Source organism: Streptosporangium carneum, from assembly GCF_027922005.1.
GTDB classification, from domain to species: domain Bacteria; phylum Actinomycetota; class Actinomycetes; order Streptosporangiales; family Streptosporangiaceae; genus Streptosporangium; species Streptosporangium carneum.
In genome coordinates this window covers 76,299-89,974 of sequence record NZ_BSEV01000007.1, presented here as the reverse complement: position 1 = coordinate 89,974, position 13,676 = coordinate 76,299, and the positions used below count along the sequence as shown (strand labels likewise).

Annotated in this window: 16 protein-coding genes; 9 read left to right on the top strand and 7 right to left on the bottom strand. The window is 71.2% G+C overall.

Annotation, left to right across the window (positions count from 1 at the left end):
* The first annotated feature begins 128 nt into the window (after positions 1-128).
* Positions 129-1,256 carry a hypothetical protein gene (locus PKF00_RS17340; protein WP_271218572.1) on the top strand — a complete coding sequence of 376 codons (1,128 nt, stop codon included), beginning with the start codon at positions 129-131 and terminating at the stop codon, positions 1,254-1,256.
* Between the two features lie 23 nt (positions 1,257-1,279).
* On the opposite strand, the gene PKF00_RS17335 is transcribed toward PKF00_RS17340, so the two are convergent.
* Positions 1,280-1,756: a hypothetical protein gene (locus PKF00_RS17335; RefSeq protein WP_271218571.1), complete on the bottom strand. Its 477-nt coding sequence runs from the start codon at positions 1,754-1,756 to the stop codon at positions 1,280-1,282.
* 46 nt (positions 1,757-1,802) lie between these two features.
* A complete protein-coding gene (locus PKF00_RS17330) occupies positions 1,803-2,567 on the bottom strand; it encodes an alpha/beta hydrolase (RefSeq protein ID WP_271218570.1) in 765 nt (254 codons plus the stop codon).
* 149 nt (positions 2,568-2,716) lie between these two features.
* Between PKF00_RS17330 and PKF00_RS17325 the strand changes: the two genes are divergently transcribed.
* Positions 2,717-3,424 carry a lysophospholipid acyltransferase family protein gene (locus PKF00_RS17325; protein WP_271218569.1) on the top strand — a complete coding sequence of 236 codons (708 nt, stop codon included), beginning with the start codon at positions 2,717-2,719 and terminating at the stop codon, positions 3,422-3,424.
* 38 nt (positions 3,425-3,462) lie between these two features.
* On the opposite strand, the gene crcB is transcribed toward PKF00_RS17325, so the two are convergent.
* From crcB to PKF00_RS17300, 5 genes are all read right to left on the bottom strand, one after another.
* The gene (crcB, locus tag PKF00_RS17320; protein ID WP_271218568.1) at positions 3,463-3,837 is read right to left on the bottom strand and encodes a fluoride efflux transporter CrcB; all 375 of its coding nucleotides are present in this window, start codon (positions 3,835-3,837) and stop codon (positions 3,463-3,465) included.
* Positions 3,834-4,178, bottom strand: coding sequence for a DUF190 domain-containing protein (locus PKF00_RS17315; protein ID WP_271218567.1), 345 nt, complete (start codon positions 4,176-4,178; stop codon positions 3,834-3,836). The genes crcB and PKF00_RS17315 overlap by 4 nt, the downstream gene beginning before the upstream one ends.
* Positions 4,175-4,648 (bottom strand): fluoride efflux transporter FluC, encoded by a 474-nt coding sequence (locus PKF00_RS17310; protein ID WP_271218566.1) that lies wholly within the window; start codon positions 4,646-4,648, stop codon positions 4,175-4,177. The genes PKF00_RS17315 and PKF00_RS17310 overlap by 4 nt, the downstream gene beginning before the upstream one ends.
* A gap of 296 nt (positions 4,649-4,944) precedes the next feature.
* Positions 4,945-6,825: an FUSC family protein gene (locus PKF00_RS17305; RefSeq protein ID WP_271218565.1), complete on the bottom strand. Its 1,881-nt coding sequence runs from the start codon at positions 6,823-6,825 to the stop codon at positions 4,945-4,947.
* 20 nt (positions 6,826-6,845) lie between these two features.
* Positions 6,846-8,054 carry an ammonium transporter gene (locus tag PKF00_RS17300; protein ID WP_271218564.1) on the bottom strand — a complete coding sequence of 403 codons (1,209 nt, stop codon included), beginning with the start codon at positions 8,052-8,054 and terminating at the stop codon, positions 6,846-6,848.
* Between the two features lie 282 nt (positions 8,055-8,336).
* On the opposite strand from PKF00_RS17300, the gene PKF00_RS17295 reads away from it, so the two are divergent.
* The 7 genes from PKF00_RS17295 to ureG all read left to right on the top strand — a co-directional run bounded on the left by PKF00_RS17295 (position 8,337) and on the right by ureG (position 13,635).
* Positions 8,337-8,630: an urea transporter gene (locus PKF00_RS17295; protein WP_271218563.1), complete on the top strand. Its 294-nt coding sequence runs from the start codon at positions 8,337-8,339 to the stop codon at positions 8,628-8,630.
* A gap of 73 nt (positions 8,631-8,703) precedes the next feature.
* Positions 8,704-9,009: an urease subunit gamma gene (ureA, locus tag PKF00_RS17290; protein ID WP_271218562.1), complete on the top strand. Its 306-nt coding sequence runs from the start codon at positions 8,704-8,706 to the stop codon at positions 9,007-9,009.
* A 2-nt stretch (positions 9,010-9,011) separates the two neighbouring features.
* Positions 9,012-9,809 (top strand): sirohydrochlorin chelatase, encoded by a 798-nt coding sequence (locus PKF00_RS17285; RefSeq protein ID WP_271218561.1) that lies wholly within the window; start codon positions 9,012-9,014, stop codon positions 9,807-9,809.
* Between the two features lie 27 nt (positions 9,810-9,836).
* Positions 9,837-10,550, top strand: a complete 714-nt coding sequence (locus PKF00_RS45200; protein ID WP_271218560.1) for an urease subunit beta — start codon at positions 9,837-9,839, stop codon at positions 10,548-10,550.
* 6 nt (positions 10,551-10,556) lie between these two features.
* The gene (gene ureC / locus PKF00_RS17275; RefSeq protein ID WP_271218559.1) at positions 10,557-12,281 is read left to right on the top strand and encodes an urease subunit alpha; all 1,725 of its coding nucleotides are present in this window, start codon (positions 10,557-10,559) and stop codon (positions 12,279-12,281) included.
* A 7-nt stretch (positions 12,282-12,288) separates the two neighbouring features.
* Complete coding sequence (locus PKF00_RS17270; protein WP_271218558.1) at positions 12,289-12,978, top strand: urease accessory protein UreF; 690 nt, start codon at positions 12,289-12,291, stop codon at positions 12,976-12,978.
* 27 nt (positions 12,979-13,005) lie between these two features.
* A complete protein-coding gene (gene ureG, locus PKF00_RS17265) occupies positions 13,006-13,635 on the top strand; it encodes an urease accessory protein UreG (protein WP_271218557.1) in 630 nt (209 codons plus the stop codon).
* Positions 13,636-13,676: the final 41 nt, after the last annotated feature.

Below are 13,676 nucleotides of genomic sequence, written 5' to 3'. Positions count from 1 at the left end.
GCGGTGGCGGCGTTCAATCTCAAGGGTCTGGCAGGTCATGGTCGGCGTTCTTCCCGGAGATCTCCATCCGGAGGGCAACTGGGGAAGCTACGCACACAGGCCGCGTTCCGCCCCGTACCATTTGGGACATGACCCGTCGCCTTCCGCGGCGTGTGCTGGCGCTGTGCGCGGGAGGTCTGCTCCTGTCGGTCTTTCATCCGCCTGCCGCTCACGCCGATCCTGTCACCCCGCCCGTGGCGGAGGCGTGGCAGGCGCCGACCAGCGCGAGGTTGAACAGTGACGGATCACTGTCCGACGTGGTCGGGATCTCGAGCTCTGACATCTGGGCGGTGGGCCAGGAAAGCGTCTGGGACATCTGGCAGAGCCGCGGCGCGATCGCCCACTGGAACGGCACCGCCTGGAGCGAGGTGGGCATCCGCAACGACCCCACGGGCGCAGGGCTCCTGCGTTCGGTCGCCGCGGCCTCCCCCGACCGGCTGTGGGCCGTCGGTGAGGGGCATGACGGCATGCCGTACCTCGCCGTGGGCGACGGGTCCGCCTTCGACCGGGTCATCGTCGACAAGCTGCACGTGGGCGACTGGCTGGGCGGGGTCGCGGCCGTGCCCGGCCGGATGGCCGCGGTCGGACGCCGGGACAAGCAGCCGCTGATCCTCGCCGAGACCGGCGGCAAGTGGAAGCTCACGCAGCTCAAGGGCAAGGGCATGCTGTACGGCGTGGCCCTGGCGGGCAAGAGCGACGGCTGGGCGGTCGGCGACAACGGCGGGAGGCCGCTGATCGCGAAGCTGTCCGGCGGCCGGTGGAAGGCCGTCGCGGCTCCGGACATCCCGGGCGGCTATCTGCGTGACGTCCACATCGACACGTCGAAGCGGGTGCTGGCCGTCGGCGGCGTCTACCAGAAGTCGGGGAAGGTCAGCCCGCTGATCCTGTCCTGGAACGGCAAGAAGTGGTCCAGGGTGGCGGCGGCGGGCGGCGACGTCCGCCTGTACGGCGTGACCGGCGACCGCAAGGGGCACTTCTGGATCTCGGGTGTGGACATGGACCGGCCGGGGGAGGCGTTCATGTTCCGTTACGACGGGCGCACGGTCAAGGCGCTGCGCGGCGCCGACGGCGCCGCCCCGCGGACGATCAGGCTCCAGTCCGTGACCTATCTGCCGTCCACGGGAACCGTGCTGACCGTGGGCCACGTGGTGGACGCGAACGGCCGCTACACCGACGTCATCGAGCGGTTCGGCACGCCGGAGCGGACCGAACCGTAGCCGAGGGGCGGTGGCCCCGGCCGTCAGACGACCGCGCCGTCGTCCCAGCCGGAGTCGTTCGGCGGGCCGTCGCCCATCCGCACCACCAGCGCCACGAAGCCGCCGATGAAGGCCGCGACCGCGGTGAACAGCATCCACCCCTGCAGCCGCCAGTTCAGGGCGGCGCTGAGCAGCAGGTAGGCGGGACCGCCGAACAGGGCCAGCCAGGCGATCTTGGTGGCGGTGTCGGTCTTGGGCAGGGGAGGCGGGGGCGGGGGGACGTAGTGACCCTCGTCGTCCTCGTCGGTCTCCTCGCCGTCGCGCTCGCCGACGCCGGTGAACTCCTCCTCGGCACGGGGGAGGGGCTCCTCGTCCGACTGCTTGATCACTCTCCGGGGAGGCTCCGCGGGGAGGTTCTCGCTGTCGGGCCACGGCTGGTCGGCCGCGTCGAGCTCGGCGGTGTCGTTGAAGGAGGCGACGATCTGACGCCAGACCTCGTCCTCATCGCTTTGAGGTGTCACTTAGCTGGCCCGTCCCTCCCGGAGACCGCGCATCCCCCGCTCGCGTTCAGTCTCCCTGCAAGGGTACAGAGGCGTTCGCGTTGATGAACTCCAGGCTCCCCGCAAAGATCCGTTCTGCATCGTTGTCGAGAGTCGCGACGTGGTAGCTGTCGTTGAGCTCCACCACATTAAGATTCCCCCCGGTCAGCTTCTCACGCAAAATACGCAAACTGGTCGGTTTCACCACATGGTCCTGCGGGCTGTGAAAGACCAGCACCGGTTGGACGACCTTGTGCAGCTCCGACTGGGTCAGCGCCCACAGCCGGGGAAGGGTGGCGGCGGCCTTGACCGGGGTGCGTGTGTAGCCCAGTTCGGTCACCCCCTCCTTCTTGATGTCCCCGGCCACGCCCGGCACCGAGGAGATCACCAGGCCGAGGAGCGGCGCGAGCGCCAGCAGCGGGACGTCGTTGGCGATCGACGGGTTGACGATCACGACCCCTCTGATCCCCGCGCCGTGCACCTGGGCCAGTCGCAGCGCCATGCAGCCGCCCAGCGAGAGACCCGCCGCGAACACCTCGTCGCAGCGACCGCGCAGGTCCGCCAGCGCCTTGTCCAGCTCGGCGTACCAGTCCTCCCAGCGGGTGTGGCTCATCTCCTGCCAGGTGGTGCCGTGCCCCGGCAGCCGGGGCAGTGACACGCTCAGACCCGCCTCGGCCAGATGTTCGGCCCATGGGCGCAGCGACTGCGGCGACCCCGTGAATCCGTGACAGAGCAGGACCCCGATTCGTCCACCTTTATGGTGGTACGGCTCCGCGCCTGGCATGACTGGCATCGCAGCTCCTTGTAAGGTTCGCCCGATCGTCGCACGACTGGGGCGTGTTTTGCGAGGGGTCGTTTTGGGTGGTTTGGCGATGTAGGTGGTCCGCCCCGGAGGTGGGAGGATGACTCCAGGTCCCCGCCCGCCGACCGAAGGAGCCTCGCGTGTTCTACTGGGTGGTGAAGGCCATCCTCTGGCCCTTCCTCCATTTCATCTTCCGCCCGTGGGCGGAGGGCGTGGACAACGTGCCGAGGGAAGGGCCGGTGATCCTGGCCGGCAACCACCTGTCGTTCGCCGACCACTTCTTCGGGGCGCTGTTCCTGCCGCGCAAGGTGATCTCCCTCGGCAAGTCCGACTACTTCACGGGACGCGGAGTCAAGGGCCTGCTCAGCCGGGCCTTCTTCAGCGGGGTGGGCACCGTCCCGATCGACCGCTCCGGCGGCAAGGCCAGCGAGGCGGCGCTGCGCACCGGCAAGCGCATCCTGGCCGAGGGCCAGGTGCTCGCGATCTACCCCGAGGGGACCCGGTCCCACGACGGGCGCCTCTACAAGGGCAAGACGGGCGTGGCCAGGCTGGCGCTCGAGGCGCGCGTCCCGGTCATCCCGTGGGCGATGGTCAACACCTTCGAGATGATGCCGCCCGGCCGTCCCCTGCCCAGGCTCGGCATCCGCCCCGGGGTGAAGTTCGGCAAGCCGCTGGACTTCTCCCGCTACTACGGGATGGAGGAGGACCGCCTCGTCCTGCGCGCCGTCACCGACGAGATCATGTACGCCCTGATGGAGCTCTCCGGGCAGGAGTACGTCGACAAGTACGCCGCCAGCGCCAAGGTCGAGGCCGCCCGCGCCGCCAGGGAGGCCGGCAAGCGCCCCTAGCGCCGCGGCGGGGCGCCTCCCACCGGGCCGCGCGGCCCTCACCCGAGAACCGCTTCGGCGAGCGCGAAGCCGATGAACACCGCGCCGAGCCCGGCGACGACCGAGGCGGCCACGTTGGCCACGGCGAGGAACAGCGCGCCCGCCTCGGCCAGCCGCAGCGTCTCGTACGAGAACGTCGAATAGGTGGTCAGCGCCCCGCAGAACCCGGTGCCCAGCAGCAGCTGCGCCTCGGCGCCCACCGCGCCGGCCAGCACCGCCCCGGTCAGCGCGCCGAGGACCAGCGAGCCGACCACGTTGACGGTGAAGGTGCCCCAGGGGAAGACGGTGTCGTGACGGGCCTGCACGGCCCGATCGGTCAGGTAGCGCACCGGCGCGCCGACGGCGCCGCCGAGCAGCACGAGCAGCCAGTTCACGACGCCGCCTGACGGCCGCGGTGGTGGACCACCTCGACCTCGTCCAGGACGGCCAGGCCTTCGATGAGCAGGTCGTCCAGCTGGGGCAGGAAGGCGCGGATCCGCTCCTCGGTGTCAATGATCACGACGGCCACCGGCAGGTCGTCGGCCATCGACAGCAGCCGGGTGGTGTGCACGACCGAGGTGGCGCCGAAGCCCTCCAGGCCGCGGAAGACCGACGCTCCGGCCAGCCCGGCGGCGTGGGCGCGGTGCACGATCTCGGTGTACATGGGGCGGTGACGCCAGGTGTCGGTGTCGTCGACGAAGACGGTCAGCCGCAGGGCGCGTCCAGACATGATCATCGCGTTCTCCTCGCTGTCCTCAACGCCAGCAGGCGGCGGGCGCCCCGCGCGCCGACGGTCACCGCGGTCAGGGCGGCCAGGGCCGTGACGGCCAGGTAGCCGAGCCCGACCTCGGGACGGCCCCCGGACACCAGGCGTTCGATGTCCACGCAGTAGGTGGAGAAGGTGGTGAACCCGCCGAGCACGCCGGTGGCGAGGAACGGCCGCACCCAGGCGGGCGCCGTCCACGCCTCGGTCAGCGTCACCAGGAGGATTCCGATCGCCAGGCACCCCGAGACGTTGACGCCCAGGGTGGTCCACGGGAAGGCGTCGGGCTCGGTCGGCCAGAGCAGGGCCGCCCCGTAGCGGGCGCCCGCGCCGGCCGCGCCGCCGGTCGCGACGGCCGCCAGCACCCGCCCGTGCGAGCGGCGCAGCTCACGACGCCGGCGCGCCTCGGCGAAGGCGGTGTCGGGATCGACGGGATCGCTCACTGTCGGGACTCTAATCTGATCCGAACGCATGTCTCTCCCTACGCGTGGCGTGCACCCGCGGACGCGGGCACGAGATGTCACGAGTAGGGACCGTTGGCGGCAACGGAGTGCCGCGGTTCGGGTACGGCGGGCCCCACCGCCGCGGGCACCCCGCCTGGTTCGGCGGGACACCCTCCTGTCCAGTCTAACGCGGCGGTCACCGGCCGTCGCGGCCGTCGGGCCCGGAGTGTCGTGGAGCCGCTCCGGCGCGTTCCAGGCCCACGGCAGGGCGGGCTGACCGATTCGGGCACGGCGGGTCAGCGGGGTGAGCGTCCGCCCGGCAGGGCCGCCCACGCCGTGCGGACCTCCGCGGCCACCCCGGACAGCGGGCCGGTCTCCGGCAGCGCGCCGCCGGGGGCGTCCTTTTCTGCGGGCTCCCGGCGCACGACCGACGCCAGGGCGCGCAGGCGGGCCTCGACGGCCGCGAGATCGGCCGCTGAGGGAGGCGGGGCTCCCTGCCGGACCTGGACGGCGGCCTCGGCGACGGCGTCGGTGATCCGCTGGACCGCGACGACCTCGGGCCACCAGGCCGCGGTCCTGGTGCTCGCGGGAGGCGGCTCGCTGAGCGCCTGCTGGAAGATCGTGTTCAGGGAGCTGAAGCGCCGGTACACCTCGTGCGGCGTGCGCGTCTCCTGTCCCGCCTCGAACGCCGTCTCCAGATAGCGCTCGGCGGCCGTCACGGTGTCGGCCAGCCTGTCGCGGACCCGCACCCGCCAGCTCCTCGGCCAGAGGGCGTACCCCGCGATCAGGACGATCGCGCAGCCGAGCAGTGTGTCGAACAGCCGGGCGGGCAGCACCTGGCGCAGCGGAGCGGGCGCGGCGGACTCGGCCAGGATCAGGATGAGCGGGGTGATCGCGGTGCTCATCATGGCGTTGCTCCGGTCGAAGCCGATCCGGGCGAGCGCGCCGAGGGCGAACACCACGGGCACCGTCGGCCAGCCCAGGGGGACGAGCAGCAGCAGGACGCCGCCCACGACCACGCCCGCCAGCGTGCCCAGGGCGCGGAGCACCGCACGCACGAACACCGACCCGAAGTCGGGTTTGAGGACGAGCGTCACCGTCATGAGCACCCAGTAGGAGTGCGGAACCCTGACGACGGAGACCAGCGCGGCGGCGATGCCCATGCACAAGGCGAGCCGCAGGGCGTAGCCCCAGGTGCCGGGCGAGGTCAGCACGCCGGGAAGGGTCCGCCGCCACCGCCGGCCCGGTCGGCCGGCGGGCGGTTCGGCGTCACCCCGCAGACAGACGACGGCGTAAGCCAGGGCGCGGTCGAAGTCCCGCTCGCCCGCCGTGACGGGCCGCCACCGCGGCAGGCGGACCTCGCGGGTCCCCGAGGCGACGGCCTCCGCCACGGCCCGCACCGCCGCCCTCGCCCGAGGGGGAGGCCTCTCACCCCGTCTGAGCATGCTCTCCGTCGCCTCCAGCAGCGGCTGCACGGCGTTGAGCATGCCCATCAGCCAGACGCTCTCGGAGTCGCGGTCGGGCATCGAGAGCCGGTGGCCGGCCAGCACGTCGTGGGCGTCGCCGATGACCGGGGGCAGCACCGCCCAGGCGTGTGCGGCGTCGCCCTCGTCCAGCACGGCGGCGATCTCCCGGTACACCCGCGCCACGGCCGCGCGCTCCGCCGTGCCGGCGCGCACGGGCCACGCGGCCAGCGTGAGCGCCAGCACGGTCGCGCCTCCCGCCAGGTAGAGCAGCGGCGGCCACCACCAGGACGCGTGCAGCGGGAGCGCCGACCACATCGACGCCGTCACCAGCATGTTCATTCCGGCGGCGGAGAAGGCGGGGCCGATCGCGCTGATCACGCCCGACACGAGCGCCGTCCCGACGAACGCCGCCACCGTCCACCAGCCGAGGGCATGGAAGAGCACGCCGATCACCGTCCCGGCCGCGCCGCCCAGCACCGCGACCGTGATGTAGACGAAGCGGAGCCGGTAGGAGGGATGCCGGTCCTGGATCGCGGCGGCGAGCGCGCCGGTGGCCAGGAGCATCCCCACCCTGGGGTCGCCCACGACGACGCCCGTCGCGACCCCCGCCGCGATGCCCGTGCCCGCCCGCAGCCCGGCCGCCCAGGCGATCGGAGCCTTCTTCGGCCTGAGGGCGCGGCCGAGCCACCCGCTCGCCGCGCCCGCTCCCACCGGGCCCGTCCCCGCCGTGCTCAGCTCCCGCCGAACTGCAGGTCCGACCCCGCGAGCTGCTCCGCCTCCGTCTCCTTGAGCCGGAAGAACCGGTCGACGACCTTGCCGATCACGTAGGTGACCGCGAAGGAGTAGACGGCCACCACCACGACGGACACCGCCTGTTTGCCGAGGAGCGCGCCGCCGCCGCCGTAGAACAGGCCCGCGGACTTGGTCACGCCGGTCGAGAGGAGCCCGATCAGCAGCGTGCCCACGATGCCGCCCATGCCGTGGATGCCCACCACGTCCAGGGTGTCGTCGTAGCCGAGGACGAACTTCCACTCCACGGCGAAGGAGCACAGCACGGCGGCCACGATGCCGATCACCAGGGCTCCCTCGGCGTTCACGAAGGCGCACGACGGGGTGATGGCCACCAGGCCCGCCACCGCCCCGGTGCCCGAGCCCAGCTTGCTGAGCCTGCGGGCGCGCAGCCATTCCATGAACATCCAGGTCAGCATGCCCGCGCAGCCGGCGATCATGGTGCTCAGGAACGCCGTCACCGCGGTCGGGCCGTCGTTCAGCGCCGATCCGCCGTTGAAGCCGAACCAGCCGAACCACAGCAGGGCCAGGCCGAGCATGACCAGCGGGATGTTGCTCGGCTGGGGAGGCTCTCCTCGCCGGAAACGCACGCCGGGGCCCAGCGCCACGGCCAGCGCGAAGCCCGCCATGCCGGAGTTGAGCTCGACCACCAGCCCGCCCGCGAAGTCGAGCGTCCCCCATTTGTTGATCCAGCCGGAGGTGGCGAAGACCCAGTGCGCGATCGGGAAGTACACCAGGGTGACCCATAGGACGGAGAAGATCATCCACGGCCCCACGCGGGTGCGCCCCGCCACCGAGCCGCTGATCAGCGCGACGGTGATGATGGCGAAGGTGAGCTGGAAGAGCGCGTAGGCGTAGGTGGGGACTGAGCCCGTCAGGTCGGTCGGCTTGATGTTCGCGAAGCGGAAGTCGCCGAAGCCGATCAGGCCGATGCCTCCCGCGTCGGGGCCGAAGACGAGCCCGTAGCCGTAGGCGAACCACAGCACGGTCACCAGACTGATCGACACGAAGCTCATGAAGAGCATGCTGAAGACGTTCTTCGAACGGACCATGCCGCCGTAGAAGAAGGCGAGCCCCGGTGTCATCAGCAGCACCATGGCGGTGCTCACCAGCACCCAGGCGGAATCGCCGGTGTTCAATCCGGTAGGCATCCTCGAACCTCGCTTAGCGCTGCTTCCGATCTGTCGGTTAATGATCTAAATCAAACAGATCGAAACATTAGATTTATTGATTTTGCCGCCAATAAAAGGAGACGGATAAAGAGTGGTAACAAATAGGTATTGATCGTATTAAAAGGGGACTTGTCCAGTAGTTAGCTGGCAAGTCCCGGGAATGGTGATCAGTACGGCTCAACTCGATCAACAACCGCCGAACGGGGAGAATTCGGAGGGGCCGATGTGACGTCGACGACCCCGGCGGAGGCGGCTCCGCCAGTGCGACAACTGAAGCCTCTCGCCTTGCTCGTCGCCGTGATCCGCGGAATCGGGCAGGTCGACTTCATGGCCGGCCCCCGGACCGGGCTCGTCTTCCTCGGCGCGCTGTTCGTCGGCGGCCGGCGCCACGGCCTCTACGGCCTGCCGGGCTCGGCGGCGGTCACCCTCACCGCGGCGCCGACGACCTTCTTCGCCCCGTTCGGCGGCCACCCCCCTACCTGGCCGTTCGTCCTGGTGACCTGGGCCTTTCTTGCGGCCGTCCCGGCGTTCGCCCCGCTCAGACGGGCCGGGTGAGCGCGACGACAGGAAGACCGCGTTCCCGCTCCGCCGGAAGTTCGCACGGACTCTTCGAAAAGGGGGATCTCTCATGAATCTCACACCGCGAGAACTCGACAAGCTGCTGATCTACGTCGTGGCCGACCTGGCGGCCAAACGCAAGGACCGCGGCCTGAAGCTCAACTACAGCGAGACCGTCGCGCTCGTCAGCGCGGCCGTGCTCGAGGCCGCCCGTGAGGGCAAGTCGGTCGCCGACTGCATGCAACTCGGCAAGCAGGTCGTCGGGCCCGCGGACGTCATGGACGGCGTCAGGGAGATGCTGCCGCTCATGCAGGTCGAGGCCACCTTCCCCGACGGCTCCAAGCTCGTCTCCTGTCACGACCCCGTCGGCGCCTGAGCATGCCCGCGCTCCAGCACGCGCGGCCGTTCCCGGCGACGCCCCCCGCGGGGCGACCGGCGGCGCCGCGCCCGCCGACGGCGCGGCGGACGGTGCTGGTCGGCGGGCACGAGAGCCGCTACGGCCTGGCCCTCGGCGACCTCGCCGAATCCGGGTGGGCGGCGGTCACCGCCGTCGGCCGTGACCTGTACGCCCTCACCATGAGCCCGGCCGTCGTGGTCCCCATGACGCTCGGCAGGGACGCGGAGCTCGCCTCCCAGATCGCGCAGGTCCTGCGCTGGAACGGCCGGGACCGCGAGCCTGGCGAACTGCTCCTCGCCCCGCCGCTCGGCACGGCCGCCCACCTGGTCGGCTGGCTCAGGGCGGCGGCGGGGCGCGTCACCCCGCCGGAGCCTCCCGGTCCGTGCGCCGCGGAGCCCGGAGCGGTGCTGGTCACCGCGCCCGCCGCCACCGCGGAGGAGGACGCGGAGCTGTTCCGCGTGGCCCACCTGGTCCGCAGGCACAGCGGGCTCCGCTGGGTCGAGGTCGCCCTCACCGACGGCGATCCCGACGTCGAGGAGGGGGTGTCCCGGTGCCGCCTGCTCGGCGCCCGGCACGTCACGGCCGTCCCCGCCTCCTTCGAACGGCCGCCCCTTCCCGAGGACGTGACCTGGGCGGGCCCGCTGCTCGCCCCCGCCGCCCTGCGGGAGCTGGTCGGACGGCGGGCCGAGGCGGCGCGGGACCGGTGGGAACGGCACGGCGACGACGGCCTCGCCGCCGCGTCCGGCGGACACCACCACCATCACGACCACGGTCACTGACCGACCACCGTTATCGAGGGGAAAACCATGCCACGCAAGATGAGGGACCACGAGTCCCTGCCGCACCACGAACGCTACATATACGGCGAAGGCGACATCGAGATCAACCGGGGGCGCAGGAAAGCCAGCCTGACCGTCCGCAACACCGGCGACCGGGCCGTCCAGATCTGTTCCCACTACCACTTCTTCGAGGTCAACCCGGCGATCTCCTTCGACCGCGACGCCGCCTACGGCATGCACCTGGACCTCCCGGCGGGCAACGCCATCCGGATCGAGCCGGGTGACACCCGCGAGGTCGACCTCGTCGAGTACGGCGGCGGCCACCGCGTCTACGGCTTCAGCGGCCTGGTCGACGGCAGCGTCCGGGCGGGCATGACCCGCAGGGTCGCGTTGGAGCGCATGGACATCCTCGGCTTCCTCGACACCCGGGGAGAGGAGAAGCAGAGCACGAACGGGGAGGCGCGCAAGGCGCCTCAGAAGAAGGCCTCGACCGCGAGGAAGACAGCGGCGGCCCCGGGGGGCAAGGCGGCGTCGAGCAGGACGACCTCGAAGGCCGCCGCCTCCAGCGGGACGACCTCGAAGGCCGCCTCCAGCAGGGCGAGCTCGGCCAAGGCCACGTCCGGCAGAACGGCATCCGGCAGGGCGTCCTCGGGCAGGGCGTCCTCGGGCAGAGCGGCCGCGGACAAGGCGGCCTCGGGCACCACGGCCTCCGGCAAGGCGTCCTCGGGGAAGAAAGGCTGACATCCCATGGTCACCATGAGTCGCAGACAGTACACGGACATGTTCGGCCCCACCGTGGGAGACCGGGTCAGGCTGGCCGACACCAACCTCGTGATCGAGGTGGAGAAGGACTACAACGCCGGGCTCTACGGCGACGAGACCGTCTACGGCGGCGGCAAGACCGCCCGCGACGGCATGGGCTCCGCGCCCAACGCGACCAGTCACAGCGGCGCGCTCGACATGGTGATCACCAACGTCCTCGTCGTCGACCCGGTCCTCGGCATCGTCAAGGGGGACATCGGCATCAGGGACGGCATGATCGCCGGAATCGGGAAGTCGGGCAACCCCAACACCGAGGACGGCGTGGACCCGCGCCTCATCGTCGGCACCGGCACCGAGGTACTGTCCGGCGAGCACACCATCGCCACCCCGGGGGCCATCGACAGCCACGTCCACCTCATCTGCCCGCAACAGGCCGAGGCCGCGCTGAGCGACGGGATCACCACGCTGATCGCAGGCGGCGTCGGCCCCTCCGACGGCTCCCGGGGCACCACGTGCACGCCGGGACCGTGGGGGATCAGCCGGATGCTCCAGGCCTTCGAGGCGCTCCCGATCAACATCGGCCTGATGGCCAAGGGCAACGGCAGCAAGCCCGATCCGCTGAGCGAACAGCTCCTCGCCGGGGCGTGCGCGCTGAAGGTCCACGAGGACTGGGGCACGACCCCCGCCGTCATCGACAACGCGCTGAGGATCGCCGACGAGTTCGACGTCCAGGTCGCCATCCACACCGACACCATGAACGAGAGCGGCTTCCTGGATGACACGATCAGCGCCATCAACGGGCGCGCCATCCACACCTTCCACACCGAGGGCGCGGGCGGCGGCCACGCCCCCGACCTGCTCAGGATCGCGGGCGAGCCGAACGTGCTGCCCTCCTCCACCAACCCGACGCTGCCCTACACCGTCAACTCCGTGGACGAGCTGCTGGACATGGTGATGGTCTGCCACCACCTCAGCCACGACGTCCCCGAGGACCTCGCCTTCGCCGACAGCCGGGTCCGCGCCGAGACCATCTCCGCCGAGACCGTCATGCACGACCTGGGCGTGATCAGCATGGTCTCCTCCGACTCGCAGGCCATGGGCCGGATCGGCGAGTCCTTCACCCGCGCCTTCCAGATCGCCCACCACTGCAAGGAAATGCGGGGCGTGCTGCCCGAGGACTCCGACCGCAACGACAACTTCCGGGTCCTGCGCTACCTGGCCAAGCTGACCATCAACCCGGCCAGGACCACGGGCATCGCCGACGTGATCGGCTCCCTGGAGACCGGCAAGCTCGCCGACATCGTGCTGTGGCAGATGCACAGCTTCGCCGCCAAGCCGTACATCGTCGTCAAGGGCGGCCAGATCAACTGGTTCCAGATGGGCGACCCGAACGCCTCGCTGCCGACGCCGCAGCCTGTCTACTACCGGCCGATGTACGGGGCGTTCGGCAAGGCGCTGCCCGCCACGAACATCACCTTCATGTCGCAGGCGGGCGTCGCGGCCGGGGTGCCGGGCAAGCTCGGCCTGGAGCGGATGATCCACCCGGTGCGGGGCTGCCGCACGCTCGGCAAGCAGGACATGGTCCGCAACGACGCCCTGCCCACGATCACCGTCGACCCGGAGACCTACAAGGTCACGGTGAACGGCGAGCACGCCGCCATCGAACCGGCCAGCAGGCTGCCGCTGACCCAGCTCTACTTCATCGCCTGAGGCCGCGGTGAAGCTCGCCTCGCTGCTGGCCCAGCTCCAGCTGACCGACTCGGCCTTCCCGAGCGGTCTGTACACGCTGTCGCACGGCCTCGAGGGCTACGTCCAGACGGGCCTGGCCGCTCCCGCCGACCTGCCGGGCCTGCTGGCCGACCTGCTCCGCCACTCCGTCGGCCCCGGCGACGCGACGGCGCTGGTGCTCGCGCACCGCGCGGTGACCGGCGGGGACTGGGACCTGCTGGTCGCGGCGGATCGGCGGCTGCACGCCGTCAAGCTCAACCACGAGCTGCGGGTCGCCGCGACCCGGACGGGCCGGCAGGTCCTGGAGACGGCGGGCCGCGTCTTCGGGGGGCCGGCAGTGGAGAGGCTGGCGGCCCTGGTGCGGGAGAGGGCCACGCCGGGCAACCACGCCGTCGTGGTCGGCGCGCTCCACGCGACCCTCGGCGTGTCCGAGGCGCAGGCGGTCGCCGGGGACCTGTACGCCTTCGCCGCCAGCTGGACCGGCGCGGCCGTACGGCTGGGCAGGGTGGACTTCCGGCGGGCCCAGGAGATCCTGTACGGCGCGCACCCCGAGATCGCGCGCGCCGCGGCGATCGCCCTCGCGGCCAGGAGCCCGGACGACGTCCACGGCTCCGTGCCCCTCGCCGACACCGTCTCGGCCGCGCACGAGCGGGCGTCCGCGCGCCTCTTCACGACCTGACCCCGTCACCGGACCGAAGGGACCGCGATGGAGAACGTACTGAAGGTGGGCATCGGGGGCCCCGTCGGCTCCGGCAAGACGGCGCTGATCGAGGCCCTGGTGCCGCTGCTGATCGAGCGGGGGCACACGCCGGGCGTCGTCACCAACGACATCTACACCCAGGAGGACGCCCAGCACGTCCGCCGCTCGCTGGCCGGGGTTCTCGACCCGCGGCGCGTGGTCGGCGTGGAGACCGGGGCCTGCCCGCACACCGCGGTCAGGGACGACCCCACGATGAACCTCGCCGCCGGCGCGGAGATGCTCGACAAGTTCCCCGACACCGACATCCTGCTGTTCGAGAGCGGTGGGGACAACCTGACGCTCACCTTCAGCCCGGCGCTGGCCGACACCTACATCTTCGTGCTCGACACGGCCGAGGGCGAGAAGATGCCGCGCAAGCGCGGCCCGGGCATCACCGACTCCGACCTGCTCGTGATCAACAAGATCGACATCGCGAAGTACGTCCGCACCGACCTGTCGGTGATGGAGCGCGACGCCCACGCCGTGCGCGGAGACAGGCCGGTCCTGCTCACCGACTGCCTGACCGGCACGGGGGTGGCCGAGGTCGCCGACTTCATCGAGGTGCGCGGGGACGTGAGGTGTCCCTCGCCGAGATAGGGACCGGACGGGGGCGCGAGAGGCCCCCGCGAAGCCGGTGA

What these genes read in the sequence shown, in the direction of transcription:
- PKF00_RS17340 (WP_271218572.1), top strand. Translation starts at nt 129, where the DNA reads ATGACCCGTCGCCTTCCGCGGCGTGTGCTGGCGCTGTGCGCGGGAGGT.
- PKF00_RS17330 (WP_271218570.1), bottom strand. Translation starts at nt 2,567, where the DNA reads ATGCCAGTCATGCCAGGCGCGGAGCCGTACCACCATAAAGGTGGACGA.
- PKF00_RS17315 (WP_271218567.1), bottom strand. Translation starts at nt 4,178, where the DNA reads ATGATCATGTCTGGACGCGCCCTGCGGCTGACCGTCTTCGTCGACGAC.
- PKF00_RS17300 (WP_271218564.1), bottom strand. Translation starts at nt 8,054, where the DNA reads ATGCCTACCGGATTGAACACCGGCGATTCCGCCTGGGTGCTGGTGAGC.
- ureA (WP_271218562.1), top strand. Translation starts at nt 8,704, where the DNA reads ATGAATCTCACACCGCGAGAACTCGACAAGCTGCTGATCTACGTCGTG.
- PKF00_RS17285 (WP_271218561.1), top strand. Translation starts at nt 9,012, where the DNA reads ATGCCCGCGCTCCAGCACGCGCGGCCGTTCCCGGCGACGCCCCCCGCG.
- PKF00_RS45200 (WP_271218560.1), top strand. Translation starts at nt 9,837, where the DNA reads ATGCCACGCAAGATGAGGGACCACGAGTCCCTGCCGCACCACGAACGC.
- ureC (WP_271218559.1), top strand. Translation starts at nt 10,557, where the DNA reads ATGGTCACCATGAGTCGCAGACAGTACACGGACATGTTCGGCCCCACC.
- ureG (WP_271218557.1), top strand. Translation starts at nt 13,006, where the DNA reads ATGGAGAACGTACTGAAGGTGGGCATCGGGGGCCCCGTCGGCTCCGGC.